The following is a 25913-nucleotide window of genomic DNA, read 5'->3' as shown; positions in this document are numbered from 1 at the left end:
GGTCAGGGGGTGCCGGAGTAGGCGCGGGCCTGGAGGTTGTAGAGGTCGGCGTAGAGCCCGTCGGCCGCGATCAGCTCGGCGTGGGTGCCCTCCTCGGCCACGCGGCCGTGGTCGAGGACGTAGATGCGGTCGGCGTAGCGGACGCTGGCCAGCCGGTGGGTGATCAGCAGGACGGTGCGGCCGTCGGCGTGCGCGCGGACCCGCTCGAACAGGGCGTGCTCGGCGCGCGCGTCGAGGGCGGCCGTGGGCTCGTCGCAGATGAGGAGCCGGGCGTCGCGGTAGAAGCCGCGCGCGACGGCGATGCGCTGCCACTGCCCGCCCGACAGCTCCTGCCCGTCCTTGAAGCGGCGGTCGAGCAGCGTCGCGTAGCCGTACGGCAGTTCCTCGATCACCTCGTCGGCGCCGGCCACCGACGCGGCCTCCGCGAGCGAGCCGTGCTCGGACCCCATCGTGATGTTGTGCCGGGCGGTCAGCGGCCAGCGCGTGTGGTCCTGGGCGATCACCGCGATCCGCTCCCGCAGCGTCACCGGGTCCACCTCGCGCAGGTCGGTGCCGTCCCAGCACACCGTGCCCGAGTCCGGTCCGTAGAGCCCCGCGAGGATCTTGGCCAGCGTGGTCTTGCCGGAGCCGTTCTCGCCCACCAGCGCGATCACCTCGCCCTTGCGGATCTCGGCGGACACCTCCCGCAGCGCCGGCTTGTCACCGCCCGGGTAGGTGAACGTCACCTTCCGCACCGTGATCCGCTCGAAGTCCTCCGGCGCGGGCCGCTCCCGCCCCCCGGCCGTACGGCGGCGCGCCTCGTCGGTGAAGTCCAGGTAGTCGGTGAAGTACAGGCCCTCCTCGTAGCACCGGTTCACCGCGTACATCAGGCTCGACAGCGACGTCTGGCCGGTCCTGATCGCGAGCACGGCGGTGCCGGCGACCGCGAGCGGCACGGCCCCCGCCGCCAGCAGCAGGCCCAGCGCGACGTAGACGAGCCCGGTCCCGACGCCGCCCAGCGCCTCGCCGGTCACCCGGGTGAACGCCTGCCGCCGCGCCAGCGTCATGTGCACGTCGGTCTCGGCCCGCGCCACCCGCCCGAACTGCTCCAGCAGGAACCCGCGCATGGTGTACGACCGGACGTCGGCGGCGGGCTCGCGCTCGGCCATGAGGTCGCCGAGGATCCACTTGCGGCGGCGCGCGGGCACGAGGGCGTACATCATCTCGTAGCGCATCCGCGCCGCCCTGACCGCCGCCCACGCGTCCGGGACCACGGCGAGGACCAGCAGCGGCAGCAGCACCGGGTGCAGCACGCCGAGCACCCCGGCCGCCGCGACCAGCCCGACCAGCCCGGTCAGCGCGTCGATCGTGGCGTCCACGACCAGCATCGCGGCGAGCGTCCCGCGGTCCCGCGCCCGCTGCATCGCGTCGTGGAAGTCCGAGTCGTCGAACGAGGCCAGGTCCACCCGCGTCGTCAGGGCGAAGAGCTGTTCCTCCGCCTCCCGCTGCACCTGCGGCTCCAGCCGCGACTGCGCCCAACCGGCTCCCGCCTGGAGCCCGGTCCGCAGCACCGCCGCCGCGCCCACGAGCACCAGCGACGGGAGCGCCGCCCGCACCCGGTCCGGCGTCGGCCCGGCCGAGAACAGCGCCTCCAGCACGCCGGTGGTCGCCAGCAGCCCGAACGCCGTGAAGACGCCCGCCCCGACGTTCAGCCCGATCGTCAGCAGCGTGTCCCGGGGACTGGCCCGCCAGGCCAGCCGCACCGCCTGCGCCACCAGCGCCGGCAGCCGCCGCGCCATGGCCCGGAACCCGGTCCCGGCCAGTTCCCCCGAGTGGGCCAGCCAGGGCTGCACCGCCATCTCGGGGAGGCCCGTCTCCTCCCCCGGCGCCTCCGCCGCCTTCCCGGACGTCGTCTCCGCCGCTTCCCCGCGACCTTCCGCCGGACGTTCCGCTGGGGCTCCCATCCCAGCAGTCTCACCCAGACGCGTCCCCCCTGTCTGCGCCCGCGGGCCCTCCGTCCGCCCGCCTCTCCGCCCCGCCGACCCCATACCGCCACGAACCCGCCCGACCCGCCCGACCCGTGCGGCCTGGGCGGCCTGGGCGGCGCGGGCTCAGGCCGTACGGCCGGGGGCGTGCGCCTCGGCGAGGCGGGGCGGGGCGGGGCGGAGGTCCCGCCCGCGCCGACCGGCCAGCCGATTTGGGTCACGGCCGGGACGGGATGGGTAATCGGTGCCACACTTACCGTGACATCGGGCGGAACCTCCGTGAGGGTCGATGGAAGCCGCGCACAACCTCCCCGTGGAACTCGACAGCTTCGTGGGCCGCCAGGCCGACGTGCACGAACTGACGCGACTGGTGACGGCCACCCGGCTCGTGACGCTGGCCGGGCCGGGCGGCATCGGGAAGAGCCGGCTGGCCTCGCGGGTCGCCGCCGCGCTGGCGCCGGAGTTCCCCGACGGGGTCCGGCTGGTGGAGCTGACCGAGCTGACCGAGCTGACCGGGCCGCGGCGTCCCGCGGGCACGCAGGCCGGGCGGGAGTGCTCGGTCACCGGGCGGGTGGCCCGCGTGCTCGGGGTGCTGGAGGAGCCGGGCCGCCGGATGCCCGACACGCTGGCGGACGCGGTGGGCCGCCGGCGGATGCTGCTGGTCCTGGACAACTGCGAGTCGGCGATCGAGGAGTGCGCGGCGTTCGCCGGGCACGTCCTCGCCGCGTGCCCCCGGCTGCGGATCCTGGCCACCGGGCGCGAGCCGCTGCGCGTGCCCGGCGAGACGATCTGGCGGGTGCCGCCGCTCGCGCTCCCCCGGCCCGGCGAGGATCCCGCCGAGTGCGAGGCCGTGCGCCTGTTCGTCGAGCGCGCCTGCGCCGAGCGGCCCGGGTTCGCCGTGACCGACCTGGACCCCGTCGTACGGCTGTGCCGCATGCTCGACGGGATGCCGCTGGCGATCGAGCTGGCGGCGGCGATGACCCGGGTGCTGTCGATCGAGCAGATCGTGACCCGCATGGACGACCGGTTCCGGCTGCTGTCCGGCGGCGACCGGACCGCGCCCGCGCGCCAGCGCACGCTGCGGGCGACGGTGGACTGGAGCTACGAACTGCTCGGGGACGGGCAGCGCACGCTGCTGCACCGGCTGGCGGTGTTCACGGGCGGGTGGACGCTGGAGATGGCCGAGGCGGTCTGCGGCGGGCAGGGCCTGTGGACCGAGGACGTGCTCGGGCTGCTGCGCGACCTGGTGGACAAGTCGCTGGTCACCGTTGACGGAGAGGTCGCCGGGGAGGCCCGGTACCGCATGCTGGAGACGATCCGCGAATACGCCGCCGAGCGGCTTTCGGCCTCCGGGGAGCGCGAGGCGGTGTGCCGCAGGCACGCCGAGCACATGTCGCGCCAGGCCGAGCTGACCCGGCGCATGCTCACGCCGGAGCCGGGGCGGTCCTGGCCCGAGGTGCGCCGCCGGCTCGCGCTCATGGACGCCGCGATGGCCGACTACTGGGCCGCGGTGGCGCGGTCGTGGGAGGCGGGCGAGGTGGTGCGCGCGCTGCGCATGCTCGTCGTCATGCACCGCCCGCTCCTCGCCTCCGGCCGCTATGACAAGGCCGTCGAGTGGCTCGACCGCCTGCTCGCGGCCGACGCCGCCGACGTGCCCCCCTGCCTGCGCGGCGACGCCCTCGTGATGCGGGGCGCGCTGGCCCTGGCCCAGGGCGAGCACTCCCGCGCCCTGGAGTACGGCGAGGCGGCCGCCGCCCTGTGCCGCGCCTCCGGCAACCGGCCCGGCCAGGCGAACGCCGCGGTCCACCTGGCCATGGTGGACCCCGCCCGCTTCGGCCCCGGCCTGGACGAGGCCGTACGGCTGGCGCGCGACCTCGGCGACAGGTGGATCGAGGGGATCGTGCTGGGGGCGCGGGGAAGCCTGGCGCTGTTCGCGGGACGCCACCGCGAGGCGCAGCGGACGTTCGAGACGGTGTACGGCCTGATGAGCGACTGCCGCAACCACTACGCGATGGCGTTGTCGCTGATCGGGCTGGCGCAGACGGCGCACGCGCGCGGCTCGCTGGAGGCGGCGCGGGAGCACTACGAGACCGCGCTGAGGCTGCTGGAGGGCGTGGACGCGCGCTCGGAGGTCGTCCGCTGCCTGGCCGGCCTCGGCAAGATCGCGACCGAGCGCGGCGACTTCGCCGAGGCCCGGGCGCGGCTGGGCGAGAGCCTGCGGCTGAGCCGCGACACCGGCCAGCGGCTGGGGGTGGCCCGGCGGCTGGAGGCGTTCGCCCTGCTCGCGTGCGCCGAGGGCGACCACCGGCGGTCGGTGCGGCTGGCCGCGGCCTCCTCGGCCCTGCGCCGGGCGGCGGGGAGCGCGCCGTCCTCGGGGGCGGGGGCCCGGGTGGAGAACATGCTCGCGCCGGCCCGCGCCCGCCTCGGCGAGGCCGTGGTGGCGACCCTGTGGGCCGAGGGCCAGGCCATGACCGCGGACCAGGCCATCGACCACGCGCTCGAACCCGCCCCGGAGGTGGCCGCGCACGCCGCGCGGGACGCTTCCCCCGCGGCGGACGCCGCCGCGCCTCCGGCCTCACCCGGCGCGACGGGACCCGCGAGCGGCACGGCGAAAGGCGGGAGCGGCACGGCGGGAGGCGGGAGCGGCACGGCGCGGGGCGCGAACGGCCCGGACGCGGCCGGCCCGGCGGACGTGCCCCGGCCGCGCGTGGTGCCGTCCGCGCCGGAGAGCACGCTCACGCCCCGCGAACTGGAACTGGTCGCGCTGGTCGCCCGGGGGCTGTCCAACCGGGCGATCGCCGACGAACTCGTGATCAGCCCGGCCACCGCCGCCCGGCACGTCGCCAACATCCTGGCCAAGCTGGGCTTCTCCTCCCGCACCCAGGTCGCCGCGTGGGCCGTCGAGCGCGGCCTCGCCGAGACCCGCCCGCGCTGACCGTCTACACACCCCGCGCGGGCTCGCAATGGTCATCGGTATGGGCAAGATGACGCATGTGCGGCCCCGGGTCCGCCCCCTAGCGTGGATGGTGATCGGCCGGATCTGGAGGGGTGCCGGCCGACGCCACGAGTGTCGCGTGCCCCCACGCCGACGCCGCCTCGGAGGGGTGGCGGCCGAGGCCGGGGGCACGCGACCCGCCACCCCGCCCCGCCCCGCCTCCCGGCGCGCACCTCCTTCCCGGCGCGCCCCCTTCCCGGGCGTGCGCCGCCGTACGAGGTACACGCCGCCGTACGAGGCGCGCCGCCGTACGAGACGCGCCCCTCCGCACGGGCGGCGCCGCAGGAGGCGCGGACCGCCGTACCGCCGCACAAGGCGCGGGCCTCGGTACCGGGTACGGACCGCCGTGCGAGGCGCGGACGCGGCGCCGGGGCTCCGGCGGACCCTCCGGGACGCGGCGGCGCGGGGACCACGTAGAGGCGGTTACACATCGGGGTACATAGTTCTGCGGATGTGGGCTCGGGGGGCGCGGCGTAGCGTCTTGGATATGAATCCGCAGGTCTGTTCGTCGAGCGCGCCGGTCGGCAGGCTGGGGACCACCGTGACCGCGGCGGTGTTCGGGGCGGCCGCGCGGCGCGGGGACGCGCCCGCGATCGTGGACATCGGCGGCGGCGAGGTCGTGGGGTACCGCCGGCTGGGACTGACCGTGTCGCGGGGCGGGGCGCACCTGTCCCGGCGGGGGCTGAGCGCGGGGCAGGTGGCGGCGGTGCACGCCGAGGGCGTGGCCGCGTACCTCGCCGGCGTCCACATGGTGATCGCCGCGGGGGCCGTCGCGGCGGCGGCGCCGTCGGCGGCCGGGATCGCGGGCCTGACGGTGGGCCTGACCGCCCTGGACGCGCGGCTGCTCATCACGACCCCCGCGATCGCGGAGGTGGCGCTGGCGGCCACCGAGTGCTCGCGGGTGCGGCAGGTGATGGCGTTCGGCGAGGTGCCGGGGGCGACCGACCTGACGGCGCTGATCGACTCGCCGCCGCCGGACGACCTGCCCGCGGCGGCCGTGGACCCGGCCGGGGACGTGCTCGCCGGGTTCGGGACGGGCGAGCGCCTCACGCACGCCGGGCTCCTGGCGCGGATGCGGGCGGCGGACGAGGCGGCCGCGATCCGGGTGTCGGACGTCGTGCTGGTGACGCGGCCGATGGACGGCGGGATCGCGCTGACGGCCGCGCTGAGCCTGGCGCTGATGCGCGGCTGCCTCATCGTGGCCGCCCCGGGGGTCCCGGAGGCCGAGGCGGCCGGGGTCGCGCACGACTACGGCGCGACCGTGCGCCTCGGCCCGGCGGGCGTGGCCCGCGTGTCCGGGGGCTGACCGGTGTCCGGGGGCCGACCGGTGACCGGGGGCCGGGCGGTCAGACCCGCTGCCAGGTGACCACGAGCCCGTCGCGCTCGCCGAACCGCTCCAGGTGGTGGTGGCCCACCACGGCCTCGACCTTGGCCAGGGAGTCCTCGTCGGGGGCCGACGCGCGCAGCACCAGCTCGCCGTCCCTGGCGTCCAGCTCGCACTCGCCGTACGGGAAGACCATCTTGCCGTGGTCCTCGGTGAAGTCGGCCTGGATCTTGCGGCCCATGTGCTGGCAGAGCTGCTTGAGATAGCGCGCGGGCCGCTCGGTGGCGACGTGGGCCACGGACTCCATACGGTGCTCCTTCTCTTGGTTAGCCAAGGCTAACCTTATCTCTGACGGTCAAGTGTGTCCCGTGTCACCCTCGTGGCCCGGAATAAGCCGGGTTAACCGAGTGGTTGTGCGGATTGTGAAGCAGAATCGACGTCGCGTGCCGCCCCCCGCCATCGGGGCGATGTGGCGTTGCCGAATGCGCTGAGGCCCGACCCGCCAGTCCTGAGCCCCCGTAGAAAGCGCATCGATCTTGCACACCCTCCTCCTGGACGACCTCGTCCGGCGTCGCCTCGCCCATCTGGCCTTCCCTCCCGGCACCCGCTGTCGCCCGTGCCCGAAATCCCCTGGCAGATGCCCGAAGCGCGCTGGAGAGTCCCCCCGATGATTCGTCTATCAGGTCTACGCAAGGTGTACGGCTCACGCGGCCGTGAGGTGGTCGCCCTCGACGGTGTCGACCTGCACGTCCGCGAGGGCGAGGTGTTCGGCGTGCTCGGGCGCAGCGGCGCCGGCAAGAGCACGCTGCTGCGCTGTGTGAACCTGCTGGAGCGGCCGACCGCCGGAACGGTCCACGTGGACGGGCGGGAGATGACCTCCCTGTCCTCCGGCGAACTGCGGCTGGCCCGGCAGGGCATCGGCATGATCCACCAGCACTTCGCGCTGCTGTCCTCGCGCACCGTCGCGGGGAACGTGGCGTTCCCGCTGGAGGTCATGGGCGTCCCGGCCGCCGAGCGGGACCGCCGCGTCGCCGAACTGCTCGACCTGGTCGAGCTGGGCGACAAGGCGGGCGCGTACCCCGCACAGCTCTCCGGCGGGCAGAAGCAGCGGGTCGGCATCGCGCGCGCTCTCGCCGGGCGGCCCAAGGTGCTGCTGTCCGACGAGGCGACCTCGGCGCTCGACCCGCAGACCACCGCGTCCATCCTCGGCCTGCTCCGGCGGCTCAACCGGGAGCTGGGGCTGACCGTCCTGCTCATCACCCACGAGATGAACGTCGTGAAGAGCGTCTGCGACTCGGCGGCGATCATGCGCGAGGGCCGGATCGTGGAGTCGGGCGAGCTGCCCGCGCTGATCGCGACGCCGGGCTCGGAGCTCACGCGGGAGCTGTTCCCGCTGCCGGAGGCCGCGCCCGGGATGGTCACGATCACGTTCGTGGGCCAGGCCGACGAGCCGGTCGTGTCGGAGCTGGTCCGCAAGTTCGACGTGGACGTGAACATCATCGGCGGCTCGCTGGAGACGATCGGCGGCCGCCCGATGGGCCGGCTGCGGGTCGAGCTCACCGGCGGGGGCTCCGCCGACGCCCTGGCGTACCTGCGCGACCGGGGTCTGCTCGTGGACGTCGAGGGGGCCGCGTGAACGACACGAATCTGACCGCCGACCTGCTGCTGGAGGCCACCGGCCAGACCGCCGTGATGGTCGGGTGGTCCACGCTGTTCAGCGTGCTCATCGGCATCCCGCTCGGCGTGCTGCTCGTCACCACGTCCGAGGGCGGGCTCACGCCGTCCGGGCCGGTCAACCGGGTGCTCGGGACGATCGTCAACGTCGGGCGCTCGCTGCCGTTCATCATCTTGATGATCTTCGTGATGCCGCTCACCAAGCTGATCGTCGGCACCACGATGGGCACCGCCGCCACGATCGTGCCGCTCACGCTGGGCGCCGCGCCGTTCTTCGCCCGGCTCGTGGAGACCGCGCTGCGCGAGGTGGACCGGGGCGTGGTCGAGGCCGCGCTCGCCATGGGGGCGACCCGGCTGCGCATCGTCACCCGCGTGCTGCTGCCCGAGGCGCTGCCCGGCCTGGTCGCCGGGCTGGCCGTGACCGTGGTCGCGCTCATCTCGTACTCGGCCATGGCCGGGACGATCGGCGGCGGCGGCCTCGGCGACGTCGCCATCCGGTACGGCTACCAGCGGTTCGACACCCCGGTGATGCTCGCGACGGTCGCGGTCCTCATCGTGATCGTGCAGCTCGTCCAGAGCCTGGGCGACTTCACCGCCCGCAAGCTTTCCCGCCGGTGACCCCGGCCTTTCCCTGAACCACCGCGACAAGCGTTATCGCGGTTCTATACAAGGAGTAGTTTCCCGTGCGTAAGTTGATCACGGTCCTGGGCTCGATCGCGCTGGCCGGTGTGCTGGCCGCGTGCGGCGGGTCGGCCGGCTCGCCCACCGCCTCCGTCGACGAGGTGCTGAAGGTCGGCGCGAGCCCCGTGCCGCACGCCGAGATCCTCAAGTTCGTCAAGGACGAGCTGGCGGCCAAGGAGGGCCTGAAGCTGGAGATCGTGGAGTTCACGGACTACGTGCAGCCGAACGTCCAGCTCTCCGAGGGCGGGCTGGGGGCGAACTTCTTCCAGCACAAGCCGTACATGGACGACTTCGCCAAGGGCAAGGGCAGCAAGCTCACGTTCGTGACGCCGGTGCACCTGGAGCCGCTCGGCGTCTACTCCAAGAAGGTCAAGGACGTCGCGGGCCTGCCCCACGGCGCCGAGATCGCGGTGCCCAACGACGCCACCAACCTGGGCCGCGCGCTCAAGCTGCTCGCCGACAACGGCCTGCTCACGCTCAAGCCGGGCGTCGGTACCGCCGCGACCGAGCGTGACATCGCGGGCAACCCGATGGGCCTGAAGATCCGCCCGCTGGAGGCCGCGCAGCTCCCCCGTTCCCTGGACGACGTGAGCGCCGCCGTCATCAACGGCAACTACGCCATCGAGGCCGGTCTCAAGCCCGCCGAGAACGCGCTGGTCCTGGAGAAGGCCGAGGGCAACCCGTACGCCAACGGTCTGGTCGCCGCCACCGGCAAGGAGAAGGACCCACGCGTCCAGAAGCTCGCCAAGCTGCTGAACGACCCCAAGGTCAAGCAGTTCATCGAGCAGAAGTACGCGGGCGCGGTCATCCCGGCCTTCCCCGCCAAGTAGGCCCCGCGGCCCCGGGCGAGCCCGGGGGGACCCGCACGGCTCCGGCTCCGCGCCGGGACCCGCCGCTCGTACGGCGGGCCCGGCGCGGAGCCCTTTGTACGCCCGGGGGACTTCGTGGATCATGGGGCGCGGAGGTGCGGGATGGGTGGTTTCGGGGAGCTGATGCGGGACCGGCTGGCGGCGGCCGAGGCGGAGAACGCCGCCGTGCTGGACGCCGTGGCCGGGCTGCTGCTGGACCGGGTCGTACGTCAGGACGGGCTGATCCTGGCCGCCGGGGCGGGACACTCGATCGCGATGGTCAACGAGGCGTTCTACCGCGCGGGCGGGCTGGCCTGCGTGCGGCCGCTGTACCGGCCGGACCTGTTCCCCCTCAACGGCGCCCCCCGGAGCACGTCCGGCGAGCGCACGCCGGGGCTGGCCGCCGAGGTGCTGGCGGAGGTCCTGGCCGAGACGGCCGGCCATCCGCACGTGATGGTGATCTTCTCGAACTCCGGGGTGAACCCCTATCCGGTGGAGCTGGCGCGGCACGCCCGCGCGGCGGGGCTGCCGGTGGTCGCGTTCACCTCGCGGGCCGCGGGCCGGTCGGCGCCGCGCCGGGCCGGGGCGGTCCTGGCCGAGCTGGCCGACCATGTCGTGGACACGCTGGTCGATCCCGGCGACGCCGCGCATCCCGCCGCCGCGCCGGTGACCGCGCCGCTGTCCACGCTGGTCAACGCCTATCTGTGGAACCTCCTCCTGGCCCGGCTGCACGACCTGGCCGGGGACCTGCCGCTCCCGCTGTGGCGCTCGGCCAACACGGCCGGCGGCGACGAGGCGAACGCCTCCCTCTTCGAGCGGTACGCGCCCGAGATCCCCGCGCTGCGGCCCGGTGAGCCCGCCTGACCCGCCTCAGGAGCCGGACAGGTAGCGGCGGAGGAGGGTCTTGCACTCGGCGATGAGGCCGGGGTCGCCCTCGGGGCGGGTGCGGAAGGCCAGCTTGAGCACGGCGTCGGCGGCCTCGACGGCGACGAGGAAGGACCTGTCGGAGTCCCCGCCCAGACCGGCCGTCAGGTCGCGCAGGCGCTCGGCGACGATGGCGTTGTTCTCCACGGCCGCATCCAGCAGGTGCTCGCCCCCGGGGCCCGTCTCCCCGAAGTCCACCACCCCGAACCCCGGCACGGTCCTGCGCATCGCGACGTACTCGTCCACCACCATGTCGATCACCTCGGGCAGCCCGCCCGGCGCCTCGTCCGCCAGCCGCGCCGTGACGCGCCCGAGGAACCGCTCCAGGTTCCGCAGCGCCAGCTCCCGGACGAGCCCCCGCTTGTCCCGGAAGAACTGGTAGAACGTCCCGATCGGCACCTCGGCCCGGCGGGCCACCTCCTTGGTGGTCACCCCGTCGTACCCCACCTCGTCCAGCAGCCGCGCGCACTCGTCGAGCATCCGCTCCACCCGCTCCGCGCTGCGCCGCTGCACCGGCCGCCGTCGTACCGCGCCCTCGGCAATCCCCATGTCCCCATCATGGCCCCACCGCCCGTCCCCCCGTCGCACCCCGCCCCTGAGGTCTCCAGGAGCCGACGCGGGGGTACGGCGCGCCGCCCGCCGTACCGCGATCGTCCGATCCCGCGTCTCTCCCCGCGCCCCGGCCGGGCGGTGATCCACCGATCGGTGGATCACCACCGCCGTCCGGCCGGGCCGGCGCCTCCACCGCCCGCCCGCCAGGTCCCGTCTCAACATCGCCATGATGTGCGGCTGCGCCTGGGTCCTGCGGTTCGCCGAGCAGGAGGAGGAGCGGCGCGAGCGAACCCTTGAGGAGCTGAGCCGGACGAACCGGCTGCTGGAAGCTTCGCTCGCCGAGAACGCCCGCCTGCACGCCCAGTTGCTCGCCCAGGCCAGGGAGGCGGGCGTGCTCGACGAGCGCCGGCGGATGGCCCGCGAGATCCATGACACCCTGGCGCAGGGCCTCACCGGCATCATCGCGCAGCTCCAGGCGGCCGAGCAGATGCACGAGGTCCCGGCGCCGTGGCGGCGGCCCTTCGACGCCGTCAAGAACCTGGCGAGGGAGAGCCTGACCGAGGCGCGGCGCTCGGTCGAGGCGCTCCGGCCCGAGCCGCTCCAGGCCGCGCGCCTGGGCGACGCGCTCGCGGGCGTCGCCGACCGATGGTCGAACCTGCACGGACTGCCCGTCCAGGTCACGACGACCGGCACGCCGCGGCCGATGGCCCCCGAGGCCGAGCTCGCGCTGCTGCGCACGGCACAGGAGGCATTGGCCAACGGGCGGCCCGGACGCCTTCTCCAGGGCACCGGACAGCCCACCGGCCGCCGTTCGCCTCCGGGCCGGACGGCGTTCGCCCCGGGTCAGAAGACCGAGATGTGGACGTGGTCCCAGTGGTTCTGGGTGATGCTGCCCCGGTCGCTCATGGGCTTCCAGCCGCCGCCCTGGCGGAAGTCGTAGATGCGCTGCTTCCAGATGATGTACATGATGCCCAGGCGCGAGGCGTTGGAGATGGCCCACTGGGAGACGCGGTCGCCGCGTTCCAGGTCCTCGGGGCCGGGCATGCGGCCGCCGGTGCTCATCATGAAGTCGCAGGCGCGGCCGACGCCGTGCTCGCCGCGGTCGCCGGGCCGCAGGCAGCCCACGCCGTACGGCATGGGGAACTCCTGCATGATGGCGTCGCGGACGGAGATCATGCGGCCGGTGAGGCCGGCGCTGCCGCCGGGGCGCTGGAAGCCGTACTTGGCCATGAGCTTCTCGACGTGGCGGCGCTTGGCCGCGAGCTCCTTGATGCTGCGCTTGAGCTCCTCGATATCCCGCGCGGTCTTCTCCTCGGCCTCCTTGGCCTCCTTGGCGAGCACCTTGACGCTCTTGACGCGCTCGCTCTCGGCCAGGGCGTACTGCGAGAGCGTGAGCGCGCCGTCGAGCGCACGCTCGCCGCTGTCGCCGGCGGTCAGGAAGAGGGAGGCCTGCGGGTCGCCGCCCATGTAGGCCGACTGCGCGAAGCGCGACAGCGCGGCGCGGGCGAGGGAGTACTCCTTGCGCAGGCGGGCCGCGCGGGCCTCGGCCTTCTTCGCGGACGCCTCCAGGTCGTCGAGGCGGTGCAGCTCGCCCCGGTAGAGCTTGGCGAGCGCCTTGTTCTGCTTGGTGAGCTTGTCGAGCTGGGCCTTCTTGCTCGGATCGGCCGCGAGGGCCGCCGAGTAGCTCCCGGGCGCCGCCGAACCCGGGGTCGCCACCGCGATGAGCAGCGCCGACGTCGTGGCGACCAGGGCGGTCATCCGCCGCGGCCTGCCTGGAACGGGGAAGGGCCGTCCCACACGCTCTCCTCTCCTCGTCCGCCTACCGGGTTAGCTGACGGGTTCGGGCCAGGAGGCGCCCTACCGCGGACCTGGCCACGGATTCACCCCGGAAGAGGTGGGTCCCCGGTTCCCGCGAGCGGGATTCAGCGGTCCGGCCGACTGCTCAGGGGTGGGCAGTTCAAACGACCGAAACACACCGCAGCATAGAAGGGGATCTTGATTACCCGCCACTCGAACGACAGTTTCGGGAAGGATTGCCTACTTCATCCCGATTTCAAGCGCTTGCTACGCCTATCGCCGCGCCCCGCCCGGCCGTACGGCGGGGCGGGATCGGGCAGGTCAGCAGGGGGCGACCTCGGGCCCGGCGGCCAGGCCGTGACCCAGGGGCGGCGCCGCCGGCTCGGGGGCGACCGCGGGCAGGGGCCGGGCGGTCGTCACCCACCGGCCGAGGCGGTGGATGAGGGCGGGGCTCGCCGCGGATTCGGCATGGCCGTAACCCGGCTCGACCCACAGTTCCCTAGGCTCCCCCGCGGCGGCGTGCAACTGCTCGGCGTGCTCCAGCGGGAAGAAGGGGTCCGCGTCGCCGTGGACGATCAGGACGGGCGCCGGGGCGATGCGGGAGATCACCTCGCGGGGCTCCTCGGGCACGGGGTCCCAGCCCCGGGAGAGGATGCGGGTCCGCTTGAAGACGCGGGCCAGCAGGCGTCCCTCGGGGCGTTCGATCGCCCAGTGCACCTGGCGCATCGGGGCCGTGTCCCGGTAGTACCAGCGGCTCGGCCCGCTCACCGCCACCACGGCGTCCACCCCGCCCATGAGGGCGGCGTGCCGGACGGCGCAGGCGGCGCCCATGCTGAAGCCCACGACCGCCACCCGGTCGTACCCGATGCGGCGGGCGTGGCGGACGACCGCCTCGATGTCGTGGATCTCCTGGTCACCCACGGTCGAGTGCCCGCCGGAGCGGCCGTGCCCCCGGAAGTCGAAGCTCAGCACCCCGGCGTATCCGCTGAGCACATGGGCGATCCGCCGGGTGTCACGGCTGCGCCACGTCCCGGTGAACCCGTGGGCGAGCACGACGGCCAGGCCCTCGGCCCCCCGGCCCGTCTGCCGGTAGGGCGTGTGCGCCGCGTCGATGCCGACGCCGTCGCTCGTCACCAGCCGGCACGGGTACGCGGTCGCTAGCTCCGTGACACCACCCATGACCCCTCCCATGACTCCATTCTGTATTGTTTCCGCTGCGTTCCGCGCACGAACCCCCCATTTCTCATGAGATGGCAAGTACTTCGGACAACAGCCGCGGATCGACGTTTCCCCCGGACACGACCGCGACCGTACGGCCCGGCGGGGTCTTCCCCGCGAGGTACGCCGCGAGCGCCACCGCGCCGCTCGGCTCGGCCACGATGCGGGCCGACCTGGCCAGCGTGAGCATCGCCGCCCGGATCTCCTCCTCGGTCACCGTGACCACGCCGCCGAGGTGGGCGCGCAGGTGGGCGAAGGTCCGCTCGGACAGGTTCGTCCGCACCCCGTCGGCGATCGTGCGATACGACATCTCCGCCGGCCAGCGGATCAGCTCGCCCTTCTCCAGGCTCTCGGCCGCGTCCGCCGCCAGCGCCGGTTCGACGCCGAGGACGCGGGTCCCCGGCCGCAGGGCCTTGAGCGCGGTGGCGACCCCGGAGGCCAGCCCGCCGCCGCCGACGGGGACGAGCACGACGTCCGCCTCGGGCAGGTCCTCGGCGATCTCCAGGCCGATCGTGCCCTGCCCGGCGATCACCTCCCGGTGGTCGAACGGCGGGATCAGCGTCAGCCCCCGCTCCTCCGCCACGGCCTGCGCGCTCTCCATCCGCTCGTCGGAATCGACCAGCAGCACCTCGGCTCCCAGGCGGCGCATCGCGTCCACCTTCACGGCCGGGGCGACCCGGGGCGAGACCACGACGCACGGCACGCCGAAGGCCCGCGCGGCGTACGCGAGCGCCTGCCCGTGGTTGCCCGACGAATGGGTGACCACCCCCTTCTCCGGGCGGAGCGCCGCGAGCGCGTTGTAGGCGCCGCGCAGCTTGAACGCCCCGGTCGGCTGCAGGCTCTCCGGCTTGAGCCACAGCTCGCCCTCATCCCACGGGCAGGGCAGCAGCGGCGTGCGCACCACCACGCCGCGCACCCGCTCCGCCGCCGCCCGGACATCGTCAACCGTGATCAGTTCCATGTCTTCCATGATGCTCCCGCCCCCGGCCACCCAACCGCGCGGTTCCACCCCTACGTGCGAATACGCCCCCATGGGCCCCATCCGTACGGCGGCCCGCCCGCCTCCGGGCAGGTGAGGCGGGGGGCCGCCCGCCCTTCCTTCGCTCCGGCGGGGCCGGTGGACGCCGCCGCGACGAGATCACGGGAGACGGGACCTCCCGGGGGGACGGGAGCGGCGGGCACGGCACGGAGACGGCCCGGGGACGGGTGGGCGGCGCCGAGGCCGGGTGGGCGGCGCCGAGGCCGGGTGGGCGGCGCCCGGCCGTACGGCTCGCGGGGCGGGCGGCGGGGAACCGCGCTTGTGCGGGGGCGGGGACGGTGTAGAACACTGGGGCGCATGGCTCTTCATGTGCGCGGCGTGGTGCTGCCGGGGGACGAGGTCCGGGACGTCTACCTGGTCGGCGATCGGGTGACGTTCGAGCCGGTCCCCGGCGCGGAGACGGTGGCCTCGGGCGGGTTCGTGCTGCCGGGCCTGGTGGACGCGCACTGCCACATCGGGATCCGGCCCGGGAGCGCGCCGGTGGAGTCGGTGGACGAGGCGCGGGCGCTGGCGATGCTGGACCGGGACGCCGGGGTGCTGGCGATGCGCGACGCGGGCTCGCCGTACCCCTATCCGGAGCTCGACGACGACCCGGAGATGCCGCGGCTGTCGCGGGCCGGGACGCACATCGCGCCGCCCCGGCGGTACCTGCGGGGCCTGTTCACCGAGACGCCCGCCGAGGAGCTGACCTCTCGGGTGCTGGAGCAGGCGCGGGCGGGCAACGGCTGGGTGAAGATCGTCGCCGACTGGATCGACCGGGAGACGGGCGACCTCGGGCCGACCTACGACTTCGACACGCTCAAGGCGGCCGTGGACATGGCGCACCGGGCGGGCGCGCGGGTCGCGGTGCACACGTTCGACGAGAAGGCGGTCGAGGCGTGCGTGCGCGCGGGGGCCGACTCGATCGAGCACGGCACCGGCCTGACCGTGGAACTGGCGGAGACGATGGCGAGCGAGGGCGCGGCGCTCGTGCCGACGATGATCAACGTGGAGACGTTCGAGGGCATCGCGGCGCGGGCGGACGGCAAGTTCCCCGCGTACGCCGCGCACATGCGGCGGCTCCAGGCCGGGTTCCCCGAGGTGGTGCGGGCCGCGTACGAGTCCGGCGCGCAGATCTTCGCCGGCACCGACGCGGGCGGCGGCATCGACCACGGGCTCCTCGCCGAGGAGATGATGCTGCTGCACGAGAAGGCCGGTATGCGCGCGGTGGACGTCCTCGCCGCCGCCTCCTGGCGGGCCCGCGCCTGGCTGGGCCTGCCCGGCCTGGTCGAGGGCGGGTTCGCCGATCTCGTCGTCTACGAGTCCGACCCGCGCGAGGACCTGTCCGTCGTGCGGACCCCGTCCCGCGTCGTCCTGCGCGGCCGCGTCGTCCGCTGACCCGCCGGCGCCGCCTGCCCCACCACGCGGCCCGGGCTCACGCCGTACGCCCGGGCCGCGGGCGCATGCCGTACGCCTTCGGGCGTGCGACGGCGGCGCGCCGCCGGGAGGGGGAGCCGGGGCGGCGCGCCGCCGGGAGGGGGAGCCGGGGCGGCGCGCCGCCGCGCGTGCGGGGCCGGTGACGTCAGCGTGAGACCGGCGTCAGGTCCTCGGTGATCACCTCACCGGGGCGGACGCCCGTGACGCCGTTCTGGAAGTTGCGCTCCACCTGGGCGATCTCGGTGGCGTTGGGGTACGGGTTGCGGCAGCTCGTGCCCGCGCTCGCGCCGGACATCAGGTCCGAGCACAGGCCCGTGCGGCGGTCGGGGAGGCCGAGGATGTGGCCGAGCTCGTGCGACGCGATGCGCAGGGGGTAGTGCCCCTGGGCGACCGCCTGCCGGCCCATCCAGACGTATCCGCGGCCCAGGCCGTACGGCTGCGCGCGCGGCCAGCCGTTGTCGGCGTAGATGATGACGTCGGCCGGGGTGCCGGGGACGAACCGCACGTTCGTGACGCTCTGGTTCCAGATCTGGGCCCCCTGGTCCACGACCGCCCGGAACTCGGCGGCGCGGCTCGCGTCGTAGCGGATGACGCGGACGAGGGACTCGTTCTCGGCGGAGGCCGGAAGCGCGGCCCCGGCCAGGAGGAGGGGGAGGGCGAGCAGCGCGCCGAGGAGCACGCGGATCGCTCGGCTGGTCATTGGCGCCTCCTTGCGCCCGCCGTGGCGCGGCGGGCGTCCGGCGCGGGCCGGAGGGGCGGCGCCGCGCGAAGGACAGGGAGCGCCAGCGTAGGCAGCCTCCCCACATAATGGTCAATGACCAGCGAAAACCCTGAATTTCACACATGACACGCCCGCCGGCACCACGGATTTCGCGCCCGCGCGCACCGATCACTCTGAACGGCCCGGAGCACCCCCGCCCCGGACGACGTCTCCGGCACGGCCCCGCAGCCCGGCCGTACGGGAGAGACCGGAATAACCGGGTGGTTCGGGTGGTTTGTACTGCTGTCGCGTCGCGTTCCGGATCGGTCAACTAGACTTGTCCGGCCGCCTGATCCTGGCGCGTCTCCTCCCCCGATCCCAGAGCGAGAGCCGAACATGCCCATTAACAGCCGCGAGGACCTGCGCAACATCGCGATCATCGCGCACGTCGACCACGGCAAGACCACTCTGGTCGACGCCATGCTCTGGCAGAGCGGGGCCTTCCGGGAGAACGCCGCCGTGGACGACCGCGTGATGGACTCCAACGACCTGGAGCGTGAGAAGGGCATCACGATCCTGGCCAAGAACACCGCGGTCAAGCACGGCGGGATGACCATCAACATCATCGACACCCCCGGCCACGCCGACTTCGGCGGCGAGGTCGAGCGCGGCCTGTCGATGGTGGACGGCGTGGTGCTGCTCGTGGACGCCTCCGAGGGCCCGCTGCCGCAGACCCGCTTCGTGCTGCGCAAGGCGCTCGCCGCCAAGATGCCGGTCATCCTGTGCATCAACAAGGTGGACCGCCCCGACGCGCGCATCGCCGAGGTCGTGGACGAGACCTACGAGCTGTTCATGGACCTGGACGCCACCGAGGAGCAGATCGAGTTCCCGATCGTCTACGCCTCGGCCAAGGCCGGCCGCGCGTCCCTGAACCGCCCGGCCGACGGCGGCATGCCCGACTCCGAGGACCTGGAGCCGCTGTTCCAGACCATCACGGAGACCATCCCGGCGCCGACCTACGACCCGACCGCGCCGCTGCAGGCCCACGTCACCAACCTGGACGCGTCGTCGTACCTCGGCCGCATCGCGCTCTGCCGCGTGCACCAGGGCACGATCCGCAAGGGCCAGCAGGTGGCCTGGTGCCGCACCGACGGCACGATCGAGCGCGTCAAGATCAGCGAGCTGCTGATGACCGAGGCGCTGGAGCGCAAGCCCGCCGAGGAGGCCGGCCCCGGCGACATCATCGCGATCGCCGGCATCCCGGAGATCATGATCGGCGAGACCCTGGCCGACGTCGAGGACCCGCGCCCGCTGCCGCTGATCACGGTGGACGAGCCCGCGATCTCCATGGTCATCGGCACCAACACCTCGCCGCTGGTCGGCAAGGTCAAGGGCGCCAAGGTCACCGCCCGCCTGGTCAAGGACCGCCTCGACAAGGAGCTCGTCGGCAACGTGTCGCTGCGCGTGCTCCCGACCGAGCGCCCCGACGCCTGGGAGGTGCAGGGCCGCGGCGAGCTGGCGCTGGCCGTCCTGGTCGAGCAGATGCGCCGCGAGGGCTACGAGCTGACCGTGGGCAAGCCGCAGGTGGTCACCCGCGAGATCGACGGCAAGGTGCACGAGCCGGTCGAGCGCGTGACCGTCGACTGCCCCGAGGAGTACCTCGGCGCGATCCAGCAGCTCCTGGCCGTTCGCAAGGGCCGCATGGAGAACATGAGCAACCACGGCACCGGCTGGATCCGCATGGAGTTCCTGGTGCCGGCGCGCGGCCTGATCGGCTTCCGCACCGAGTTCCTCACCGTGACCCGCGGCACCGGTCTGGTCCACCACGTGTTCGAGCGCTACGAGCCCTGGTTCGGCGAGCTGCGCACCCGCCAGAACGGCTCCCTGGTCGCCGACCGCTCCGGCCCGGTCACCGCGTTCGCGATGATCAACCTCCAGGAGCGCGGCACGCTGTTCGTCTCCCCCGGCACCGAGGTGTACGAGGGCATGATCGTCGGAGAGAACTCCCGCTCCGACGACATGGACGTGAACATCACCAAGGAGAAGAAGCTCACGAACATGCGCTCCTCCACGAGCGAGGAGACCGAGAAGGTCATCCCGCCGCGGCAGATGTCGCTGGAGCAGGCGCTGGAGTTCATCCGCGACGACGAGTGCGTGGAGATCACGCCCGAGTCGGTGCGCATCCGCAAGGTCGTCCTCGACGCCGCCACGCGGGGCCGCGCCGCCGCCCGCGCCAAGCGCGGCTGACCCGCGCGGCTCACGCCGTACGGCGGGCACGAGCCCACCCCGAGCCCCGGACCCTCACCGGTCCGGGGCTCGGCTCGTTTCCGGAGCTCCTATCGCCGAGGCGCCTTCCCCGGCACGCCCTCACCGGAACGCTTTCACGGGAGCGGGCGGGGGGGACCGCCGTCCCTCAGCCCCTGGCCCGCGCCTCGGACAGCAGGCGGCGCAGTTCGCCGGGCGGGACGTCCTCGCGGAGCAGGCGGTCGAGGCGCACCGCCTCCTCGTCGCCGGGATGGGCGCGCAGCGCGTGCTCCAGGGCGAGGAGGGCCTGGGCGCGTTCGCCGCGCAGCGCCGCCGCCACGGCGAACAGGCAGGCCGGGACGCGCACGCCGTCGCCGCCCGCGCGGCGCAGCACGTCGAGCCAGAGGGCGGCCGAGGGCTCGGGCATCTCGACGGCCAGTGCCCAGGCCACGTCGCGCACGTCGCCGAGGAGCTGGCACAGGATGGCCAGCCAGGCCACGTCGTCGTCGGCGAGCCGCCCGCCCTCTCCGTGGAGGGCGACGGCCTCGCGCACGCGGCGCACCCCCTCGGCGACGAGGGAGGCGCGGAATCCTGCGGGGTCGGAGGGGTCGGCTCGCGCGACGCGCTCCCCGAGCGCGACGTCGACGCGCCGCATCGCGCGGAGCATGTCCTCGCGTGCGGAGCCGTCCAGGGGCGCGAGCCAGTTCGCGTAGAGTTCTGCCACGGTCACCCAGCGTGCACCGGTCGGAGAGATCGATTCCGGGGTTCCACCGAACCGGTCGCTACCTCCTGGGCCGCTCGGTCGGGCCCACGTTCTCGGCGAGCCAGCCGACCAGCGGTTTCATCGCCCGCCACGCCCCGACGACCCGGGCGTGCGCCTCGGGGGTGCCGAGCCACGCGGCGACGGGCCATCGCGCCGCCGCGTACAGCGTCCGGTGGCGCAGCAGCTCGATCCGCGGGTGGTCCTCGGGGACGCCGCGCGGGCGGGTCTTCAGCCGGTCGCCCAGGATCTCGTGGCCGGCCCCGGCCAGCTCGGCCACGATGGCCGCCAGCCGTTCCCCCGACCGCTCGTCGTCCACCGCCTCGCGGTAGCGCGCGAGCTGGTCCGGGGCGGCCGCGTAGATCCCGGCGGCGGCGAACAGCTCGTCCGCGTTGATCTCGACGTAGTGCCCGATGCCCGCGCACGCCTCCGCGAACGCGCCCTGGTGGGTCTTGTACGGGCTCTTGTCCCCGGAGAACCGCACGTCGCGGTACGGCCGGAACAGTTTGGGCGGGCCCCCGAACTCCTCGCCGAGCGCGTCGGCCAGCGCCGCCATCGGCTCGCGCACGGCGCGCTCGTAGACGTCCTTGTGCCGCGTCCAGTACTCCCTGGAGTTGTCGGCCTCCAGCCCCGCGTAGAAGTCGAACGCCTCCTCGGGGAACCCCGTGAACCGCCCGCTCACGCCCGCCTCCTCACCGCGGGCGGCGGGCCCGGGGCCCGCCGCCGATCACCTGTGCCGCTAGCGACGGTAGTACTTCTTGCCCGGCGTCAGGCGCGTGCCGTACAGCTCGGAGACCGTGACGAAGTGGTAGCCCTTCTTCTTCAGCTCCCGCAGGACCTTGGGGATGGCGTTGACCGTGGTCCGGTGGATGTCGTGGAAGAGCACGATCGAGCCGGGCCGCACCTTCTTGATGGCACGGCGGCTGACGACCTTGGAGTTGCGGTCGCGCCAGTCCATCGTGTCCACGTTCCAGATGATCTGCGCGAGGCCCAGCTCCTTCGTCGCCTTCACGACCTGCTTGTCGGTCGCGCCGTACGGCGGGCGCATGAGCGTCGGCCGCACGCCGGTGATGCGGGCGATGGAGTCCTGGGTCCGCTTGAGCTGGCGGCGGACCTTCGCGGTGGACAGGCGGGCCAGGTTCGGGTGGCTCCAGGAGTGGTTGGCCACCTCGTGCCCGTCGCGGACCATGCGCCGCATGACGCCGGGGCGCGGCCCGGTCATCTCGCCGACCATGAAGAACGTGGCCCTGGCGTCGGCCTTGGCGAGCATGCCCAGCAGCTTGTTCGTGTACGGCCCGGGGCCGTCGTCGAAGGTGAGCGCGACGCACTTGACCTTGGCGCAGTCCACGCCGGGCGCGGGCACGGACGGCTGGCCCGGCGGCTGGGTGACGCCGGGCATGCGCGGGGTCTCGGTGGCCCCGGGCTGCGGCGTCGGCACCGGCTGGACCGGCGGGCGCGGGCCCGCGCCGGGGTCGCCCGGCTGCGGGGTGCCCCCGCCGGGCACCGCGACCGCGCCGGGATCCCCGGACACCGGAGCCTGCGGCGTCGCGCCCGGGGGCGTGACGGACGGCGACGGCGGCGGCGTCTGCCGTACGGCCAGCGGCCGGCTGGACGCGGGGGCCTCGCCCCGGGGGGCCTCACCCGCGGGGGTGGACGGCGCGGGCGCGACGGGCTCGGGCTCGGCCTGCTTGCCGCCCCCGGAGGACTGGGACGGCAGCGCGGCGGGGGCGGGCGTGGGCTGCGCGGCGGGACCGCTCGCGCCCCCCGCGGGACGGCCGCCCTCCCCGTCACCGGCGCTCGCGCACCCCGCTGAGAGGGTGACCGCCACGGCGAGGGCCAGCCCGGCCTTCGCCCCTCGCAGCCACGGCGACCGAGGTTCCCGCAAACGCATGTAACCGACCTTTGCCTCAAGACTTGAAATCGAGGTACTCACCTGGAATCCCCCCGAACGACCAAGACCCCGTCGAACACTCCGACTTCGGGTCCAAACCGACAGAGTAACGCGACGGCAAAGAGTTGGACGTCACGTCACCGCTCCGGGTTCGCCCCGGGGGCCCGCGGATTCGGAAAGATCAGCCGGAGTTGTCGTGCGTCCTCGGCGGCTCGATGACCACCATCACGAACCGGACCTCCCCGGCGCCCTCGTTGGCGTAGCGGTGCTGCCGGTCGGCGCTGAACAGCACGGCCCCGTCGGCCCCGATCACGTGGCTCTTGCCGTACACGGTCAGGGTCAGCTCGCCCGCGAGGACGGCCAGCATCTCGCGGGTGCCGGGGGCGTGGGCGTCGCCGTCGTGGTGCTCCCCCGGGGCGAGCCGCCAGTCCCACAGCTCCATGAGCGCCGGTGCGTCGGACCCGAGGAGCAGCCGCGCGCAGCCCTGCTCGCCCTGCCAGAGCGTCGCCACGTCGTCCTTGTGCACCACGCGGACGACGGGGGTGTCGGAGACCTCGACGAGCCGCGCGACGGTGATGCCGAGGGCGTCGGCGACCCGGGTCAGCGTGGTGACGCTGGGGTTCGTGCGGCCCTGCTCGATCTGCACGAGCATGCCGCGGCTGACGTTCGACCGGGCGGCCAGCGCGTCGAGGGTCAGGCCCCGGTGGGCCCGCTGCGCGCGCAGGTTGTTGGCGATGGCTGCCGTCACCGTCTGCGGGTCGGTCATGTAGTGCAGTCTAGTGAATCTGATTTGCAGTGGAGTGCACCCTTTGTGGTGTACTAAGAGTCCACTCTGTTGCACTGCGCAGCCTTCGGGTGGATGGGACGAGCTGATCGGGGACCGGGAGCGCCGGGCCCGATCCGGACGGATTGGGTGAACGATGACGGCGATCGTGCTGGCCACCGCCTGTGCTGTCGTGTACGGCACCGCCGACTTCTTCGGCGGGATGGCGACGAAGCGGGCGCCGGTGTACGCCGTGGTCGTGGTGTCCCAGATCGGCGGGGTGCTCCTGCTCGTTCCGCTGCTGCCGCTGCTGCCGGGCACCCCGGACTGGGCGTCGCTGGGGTGGGGCGCGCTCGCGGGCCTGGCCGGCGGGGTCGCGCTGATCGTCTTCTACCGGGCGCTGGCGAGCGGCGTGATGTCGATCGTCGCGCCCACGACCGCGGCGGCCTCCGCCGCCCTGCCCGTGGTGTGGGGCCTGGCGGCCGGCGAACGGCCGAGCGCGGGAGGGCTCGCCGGGATCGCCCTCGCGCTCGTCGCGGTGATGCTGGTCAGCCGCGAGCCCGCGCGGCCCGGCGCGGCCCCGGTGAAGAAGCTCGGGCCGGTGCTGGCCGCGCTCGCCGCCGGCGCGGGATTCGGGCTCTTCTTCGCCCTGCTGCCGGCGGGCGAGGCCGGGCTGTGGCCGCTGATCGGCGCCCGCGCGGGCTCGATCGCGCTGGTGGCGGCGATCGCGCTGGGCACGCGCAACACGCTGCGGCCGGGGCCGGGGACGCTGAAGGTGATCGTGGTCGCCGGCGTCCTCGACATGGCCGCGAACGTCTTCTTCCTGATGGCCAAGCAGGAGGGCCTGCTGAGCATCGTCTCGGTGATCGCGAGCCTCTACCCGGCCAGCACGCTCATGCTGGCCAGGTACGTCCTCGGCGAGCGCCTGCACGTGATCCAGGCCGCGGGCGTGGTCCTCGCGCTGGGCGCGGTCGGCCTCATCGCCCTGCCCTGATCCCGGGCGGCTACGACCCCGGCCTGACCGGCGGGCCCTCGACGATCAGCCGGACGGTCTTCGCGTTGACCATGGTCGCGTAGACCACCTTCGCGGCAGGGTCGGCGCTCTTGGCGGGCTGTTCCATGTACCCGGGGGTGTCGGACCCCGGCGCGGTCACCGCCCGCTGGAGCACGTAGTCGGGGGTGAGGCCGCGCGACCTGATCTCCCGCTGGGCCTCGGCCACCGTGCGGCCGTCCAGCCTGACCCCCTCCAGCGGCTCCCCCGGGCCCTCCGGGGGGACCACCGCGCCGTAGTTCTCGCCCGGCCTCGCGGCGCGGCCGATGGTGATCCAGTGCGAGCCGTGCCTGCTCGCCTTGACCCGCAGGCGCAGGTCGCACTCCTGCTCCGGAGCGCAGGTCCCCTCGCCCTCCCACGAGGAGTAGGGGTTGCCGCCCTCCGGGCCCACGCTGCTGCCGCCACCCGTGACACCGTCCATGTCCACGGTCGTTGACCCATTTCATCCCATGCTGTGACGTGTCCCCGCGGGCGCCGGATCGCGGGGGCGGGCGGGGCGGGGGCCGTACCGGTCAGGCCACGGGTTCGGGCTCGTCCTCGGGGGTCTGGTCGATCGTACGGCGGGGCCCGGCGAACCAGGTCCGCGCCGACAGCGCCCACCACAGGCCGATGCCGAGCAGCACGGCGCCGACCGCGAGCGGGGCGTAGTTGACGGCGGTCCAGGTGAACTCGGGGTGGCCCGGGATGCCCTGCGGCGAGAACGGCATGACGAAGTAGATCGAGACGACGGCGATCTCGACGACCGCGATCCAGCACAGCGCCTTGTACTTGCGGCCCAGCGTCCACGGGCCCGGCGTGAACCGGTCGCCCATGCGCAGCCGGAGCCAGATGGGGATCAGGAACGCCAGGTAGAGGCCGATCACGGCCATGGAGACGACCGCGTAGAACGCGACCGGGGCCTTGTTCGGGGCCTCGTACAGGGCCGGCAGGGTGATCAGCAGCGCGACGACGCATCCGGCGATGATCGCGTTGACCGGCGTGCGGTTGCGGTCCACCTTGGACCAGAGCCGCCAGCCGGGGATCGCGCCGTCGCGGGCGAAGGCGTACGTCATGCGGGACATCGACGTCACGCAGCTCATACCGCAGAAGAACTGGCCGATCGCGGAGATCCCGAAGACCACCGTGGCCAGCGTGGGCGTGAGCGCGCTGGTGAAGATGTTGCCGACGAACCCGGGCGAGGCGGGGTCGTTCACCGCGTCCACGTCGGTCGCGGCGAACAGGAACGCCAGCAGCAGGACCCACCCGCCGATCGCCGAGTAGAAGATCGACTGCCACAGCCCCCGGGCGGCCGACCGCGCGGCGCCCCGGGTCTCCTCGGACACGTGCGCGCACGCGTCGAACCCGGTGATCGTGTACTGCGTGAGCAGGAACCCCAGCGGCAGGATGTAGATCCAGAACATCCCGTCGGAGAAGCCGGAGTTGTTGTTGGTCCCGGTGAAGACGAATTCGAGGCTCTGGTGCTTCTCCGGCCCGAAGACCAGGATCGCGATCACCACGGCGACGCCGAGCACGTGCCACCACACCGAGACGTTCTGGAGCACGGAGATCAGCCGGTGGCTGAAGATGTTGATCAGCGCGTGCAGCGCCAGGATGACCGCGAAGAGGATGAACGCCCGGGTCAGCGTGGGGTCCCAGGTGTCGATGAACCGGCTCAGCGTGATGTTCAGGAACGTGGCGCAGCCGTAGTCCACCGAGGCCGTCACCGCGATCAGGCCGATGAGGTTGAGCCAGCCCGTGAACCACCCGTGGACGGGCCTGCCCAGCTTCGCGGCCCACCAGTAGATCCCGCCGGCCGTCGGGTAGGCCGACACCAGCTCGGCCAGGCAGAACCCGATGATCAGGATGAACGCGGAGATGATCGGCCAGCCCCACGAGATCGCGATGGGCCCGCCGTTGTTCCACGCCTGCCCGAACGTGGTGAACGTGCCCGCCAGGATCGAGATGATGGAGAAGCTGATCGCGAAGTTGGAGAACCCGCTCCAGGAGCGGTCGAGCTCCTGGCTGTAGCCCAGCTCTGCCAGGCGGCGGGCGTCGTCGTCGAGCTTGGTCACGCAGACCTCCTCAGGTGGCGG

The 25913-nt window shown here is 73.7% G+C and carries 23 protein-coding genes and 1 riboswitch; of the genes, 10 read left to right on the top strand and 13 right to left on the bottom strand.

The features are described from left to right. Positions 1-2: 2 nt before the first annotated feature. On the bottom strand, positions 3-1838 hold the full coding sequence (locus D5H75_RS12960) for an ABC transporter ATP-binding protein (protein WP_119926690.1): 1836 nt from the start codon (positions 1836-1838) through the stop codon (positions 3-5). Between the two features lie 415 nt (positions 1839-2253). On the opposite strand from D5H75_RS12960, the gene D5H75_RS12955 reads away from it, so the two are divergent. Further along, positions 2254-4899 (top strand): tetratricopeptide repeat protein, encoded by a 2646-nt coding sequence (locus D5H75_RS12955; RefSeq protein WP_119926689.1) that lies wholly within the window; start codon positions 2254-2256, stop codon positions 4897-4899. A 547-nt stretch (positions 4900-5446) separates the two neighbouring features. Next, a complete protein-coding gene (locus D5H75_RS41485; protein ID WP_202638109.1) occupies positions 5447-6265 on the top strand; it encodes an AMP-binding protein in 819 nt (272 codons plus the stop codon). 40 nt (positions 6266-6305) lie between these two features. Here the strand turns inward: D5H75_RS41485 and D5H75_RS12945 are convergent, their stop codons facing one another. Then, entirely contained in the window at positions 6306-6590 is a 285-nt protein-coding gene (locus D5H75_RS12945; RefSeq protein ID WP_119926687.1) for a DUF2218 domain-containing protein, read from the bottom strand. A 360-nt stretch (positions 6591-6950) separates the two neighbouring features. On the opposite strand from D5H75_RS12945, the gene D5H75_RS12940 reads away from it, so the two are divergent. From D5H75_RS12940 to D5H75_RS12925, 4 genes are all read left to right on the top strand, one after another. Next, positions 6951-7919, top strand: coding sequence for a methionine ABC transporter ATP-binding protein (locus D5H75_RS12940; RefSeq protein WP_119926686.1), 969 nt, complete (start codon positions 6951-6953; stop codon positions 7917-7919). A gap of 56 nt (positions 7920-7975) precedes the next feature. Further along, the gene (locus tag D5H75_RS12935; RefSeq protein ID WP_119927098.1) at positions 7976-8575 is read left to right on the top strand and encodes a methionine ABC transporter permease; all 600 of its coding nucleotides are present in this window, start codon (positions 7976-7978) and stop codon (positions 8573-8575) included. Positions 8576-8640: 65 nt separating this feature from the next. Continuing rightward, positions 8641-9468: a MetQ/NlpA family ABC transporter substrate-binding protein gene (locus tag D5H75_RS12930; RefSeq protein WP_119926685.1), complete on the top strand. Its 828-nt coding sequence runs from the start codon at positions 8641-8643 to the stop codon at positions 9466-9468. Between the two features lie 141 nt (positions 9469-9609). Continuing rightward, entirely contained in the window at positions 9610-10350 is a 741-nt protein-coding gene (locus D5H75_RS12925; protein WP_119926684.1) for a sugar isomerase domain-containing protein, read from the top strand. 6 nt (positions 10351-10356) lie between these two features. Here the strand turns inward: D5H75_RS12925 and D5H75_RS12920 are convergent, their stop codons facing one another. Beyond that, positions 10357-10959, bottom strand: coding sequence for a TetR/AcrR family transcriptional regulator (locus D5H75_RS12920; protein WP_119926683.1), 603 nt, complete (start codon positions 10957-10959; stop codon positions 10357-10359). A 229-nt stretch (positions 10960-11188) separates the two neighbouring features. Here D5H75_RS12920 and D5H75_RS12915 point away from each other — a divergent pair, with 229 nt between their 5' ends. Further along, entirely contained in the window at positions 11189-11902 is a 714-nt protein-coding gene (locus D5H75_RS12915) for a sensor histidine kinase (protein ID WP_242454204.1), read from the top strand. On the opposite strand, the gene D5H75_RS12910 is transcribed toward D5H75_RS12915, so the two are convergent. The 3 genes from D5H75_RS12910 to D5H75_RS12900 all read right to left on the bottom strand — a co-directional run bounded on the left by D5H75_RS12910 (position 11806) and on the right by D5H75_RS12900 (position 14938). Continuing rightward, entirely contained in the window at positions 11806-12759 is a 954-nt protein-coding gene (locus D5H75_RS12910) for a coiled-coil domain-containing protein (protein WP_202638108.1), read from the bottom strand. The two genes, D5H75_RS12915 and D5H75_RS12910, sit on opposite strands and share 97 nt — an antisense overlap. A 3-nt stretch (positions 12760-12762) precedes the next feature. Beyond that, a riboswitch (cyclic di-AMP (ydaO/yuaA leader) is annotated at positions 12763-12900 on the bottom strand. Positions 12901-13080: 180 nt separating this feature from the next. After that, entirely contained in the window at positions 13081-13938 is an 858-nt protein-coding gene (locus D5H75_RS12905) for an alpha/beta hydrolase (RefSeq protein ID WP_119926681.1), read from the bottom strand. A 64-nt stretch (positions 13939-14002) separates the two neighbouring features. Further along, positions 14003-14938 (bottom strand): threonine ammonia-lyase, encoded by a 936-nt coding sequence (locus D5H75_RS12900; RefSeq protein WP_119926680.1) that lies wholly within the window; start codon positions 14936-14938, stop codon positions 14003-14005. A 375-nt stretch (positions 14939-15313) separates the two neighbouring features. Here D5H75_RS12900 and D5H75_RS12895 point away from each other — a divergent pair, with 375 nt between their 5' ends. Next, positions 15314-16393: an amidohydrolase family protein gene (locus D5H75_RS12895; protein ID WP_119926679.1), complete on the top strand. Its 1080-nt coding sequence runs from the start codon at positions 15314-15316 to the stop codon at positions 16391-16393. Between the two features lie 184 nt (positions 16394-16577). Here the strand turns inward: D5H75_RS12895 and D5H75_RS12890 are convergent, their stop codons facing one another. Further along, positions 16578-17132 (bottom strand): snapalysin family zinc-dependent metalloprotease, encoded by a 555-nt coding sequence (locus D5H75_RS12890; RefSeq protein WP_119926678.1) that lies wholly within the window; start codon positions 17130-17132, stop codon positions 16578-16580. Positions 17133-17528: 396 nt separating this feature from the next. On the opposite strand from D5H75_RS12890, the gene typA reads away from it, so the two are divergent. Next, positions 17529-19379 carry a translational GTPase TypA gene (gene typA / locus D5H75_RS12885; protein WP_119926677.1) on the top strand — a complete coding sequence of 617 codons (1851 nt, stop codon included), beginning with the start codon at positions 17529-17531 and terminating at the stop codon, positions 19377-19379. 166 nt (positions 19380-19545) lie between these two features. Here the strand turns inward: typA and D5H75_RS12880 are convergent, their stop codons facing one another. The 4 genes from D5H75_RS12880 to D5H75_RS12860 form a co-directional block, all read right to left on the bottom strand. Next, positions 19546-20100, bottom strand: coding sequence for a DUF4192 family protein (locus D5H75_RS12880; RefSeq protein WP_147425134.1), 555 nt, complete (start codon positions 20098-20100; stop codon positions 19546-19548). 58 nt (positions 20101-20158) lie between these two features. After that, positions 20159-20818: a DUF2461 domain-containing protein gene (locus tag D5H75_RS12875; protein ID WP_119926675.1), complete on the bottom strand. Its 660-nt coding sequence runs from the start codon at positions 20816-20818 to the stop codon at positions 20159-20161. Between the two features lie 57 nt (positions 20819-20875). Then, on the bottom strand, positions 20876-22027 hold the full coding sequence (locus D5H75_RS42945; protein ID WP_242454203.1) for a polysaccharide deacetylase family protein: 1152 nt from the start codon (positions 22025-22027) through the stop codon (positions 20876-20878). A gap of 181 nt (positions 22028-22208) precedes the next feature. Further along, positions 22209-22793, bottom strand: coding sequence for a helix-turn-helix domain-containing protein (locus D5H75_RS12860; protein WP_119926674.1), 585 nt, complete (start codon positions 22791-22793; stop codon positions 22209-22211). Between the two features lie 154 nt (positions 22794-22947). Between D5H75_RS12860 and D5H75_RS12855 the strand changes: the two genes are divergently transcribed. After that, positions 22948-23784: a DMT family transporter gene (locus tag D5H75_RS12855; RefSeq protein WP_119926673.1), complete on the top strand. Its 837-nt coding sequence runs from the start codon at positions 22948-22950 to the stop codon at positions 23782-23784. A 10-nt stretch (positions 23785-23794) separates the two neighbouring features. Here D5H75_RS12855 and D5H75_RS12850 read toward each other — a convergent pair whose 3' ends face one another. Then, complete coding sequence (locus tag D5H75_RS12850; RefSeq protein ID WP_119926672.1) at positions 23795-24262, bottom strand: hypothetical protein; 468 nt, start codon at positions 24260-24262, stop codon at positions 23795-23797. A gap of 91 nt (positions 24263-24353) precedes the next feature. Beyond that, on the bottom strand, positions 24354-25892 hold the full coding sequence (locus tag D5H75_RS12845) for an amino acid permease (RefSeq protein WP_119926671.1): 1539 nt from the start codon (positions 25890-25892) through the stop codon (positions 24354-24356). Positions 25893-25913 lie beyond the last annotated feature (21 nt).

This window comes from Bailinhaonella thermotolerans, assembly GCF_003594875.1.
Taxonomy (GTDB): Bacteria; Actinomycetota; Actinomycetes; order Streptosporangiales; family Streptosporangiaceae; genus Bailinhaonella; species Bailinhaonella thermotolerans.
This window is presented reverse-complemented; position numbering and strand designations above follow the sequence as displayed.

Coding starts and splice junctions, on each gene's coding strand:
- typA (WP_119926677.1), top strand. CDS start 17,529: ATGCCCATTAACAGCCGCGAGGACCTGCGCAACATCGCGATCATCGCG.
- D5H75_RS12955 (WP_119926689.1), top strand. CDS start 2,254: ATGGAAGCCGCGCACAACCTCCCCGTGGAACTCGACAGCTTCGTGGGC.
- D5H75_RS12935 (WP_119927098.1), top strand. CDS start 7,976: ATGGTCGGGTGGTCCACGCTGTTCAGCGTGCTCATCGGCATCCCGCTC.
- D5H75_RS12925 (WP_119926684.1), top strand. CDS start 9,610: ATGGGTGGTTTCGGGGAGCTGATGCGGGACCGGCTGGCGGCGGCCGAG.
- D5H75_RS12920 (WP_119926683.1), bottom strand. CDS start 10,959: ATGGGGATTGCCGAGGGCGCGGTACGACGGCGGCCGGTGCAGCGGCGC.
- D5H75_RS12960 (WP_119926690.1), bottom strand. CDS start 1,838: ATGGCGGTGCAGCCCTGGCTGGCCCACTCGGGGGAACTGGCCGGGACC.
- D5H75_RS12905 (WP_119926681.1), bottom strand. CDS start 13,938: ATGGGTGGTGTCACGGAGCTAGCGACCGCGTACCCGTGCCGGCTGGTG.
- D5H75_RS12940 (WP_119926686.1), top strand. CDS start 6,951: ATGATTCGTCTATCAGGTCTACGCAAGGTGTACGGCTCACGCGGCCGT.
- D5H75_RS12855 (WP_119926673.1), top strand. CDS start 22,948: ATGACGGCGATCGTGCTGGCCACCGCCTGTGCTGTCGTGTACGGCACC.
- D5H75_RS12895 (WP_119926679.1), top strand. CDS start 15,314: ATGGCTCTTCATGTGCGCGGCGTGGTGCTGCCGGGGGACGAGGTCCGG.
- D5H75_RS12915 (WP_242454204.1), top strand. CDS start 11,189: ATGATGTGCGGCTGCGCCTGGGTCCTGCGGTTCGCCGAGCAGGAGGAG.
- D5H75_RS41485 (WP_202638109.1), top strand. CDS start 5,447: ATGAATCCGCAGGTCTGTTCGTCGAGCGCGCCGGTCGGCAGGCTGGGG.
- D5H75_RS12890 (WP_119926678.1), bottom strand. CDS start 17,132: ATGACCAGCCGAGCGATCCGCGTGCTCCTCGGCGCGCTGCTCGCCCTC.
- D5H75_RS12900 (WP_119926680.1), bottom strand. CDS start 14,938: ATGGAACTGATCACGGTTGACGATGTCCGGGCGGCGGCGGAGCGGGTG.
- D5H75_RS12850 (WP_119926672.1), bottom strand. CDS start 24,262: ATGGACGGTGTCACGGGTGGCGGCAGCAGCGTGGGCCCGGAGGGCGGC.
- D5H75_RS12860 (WP_119926674.1), bottom strand. CDS start 22,793: ATGACCGACCCGCAGACGGTGACGGCAGCCATCGCCAACAACCTGCGC.
- D5H75_RS42945 (WP_242454203.1), bottom strand. CDS start 22,027: ATGCGTTTGCGGGAACCTCGGTCGCCGTGGCTGCGAGGGGCGAAGGCC.
- D5H75_RS12945 (WP_119926687.1), bottom strand. CDS start 6,590: ATGGAGTCCGTGGCCCACGTCGCCACCGAGCGGCCCGCGCGCTATCTC.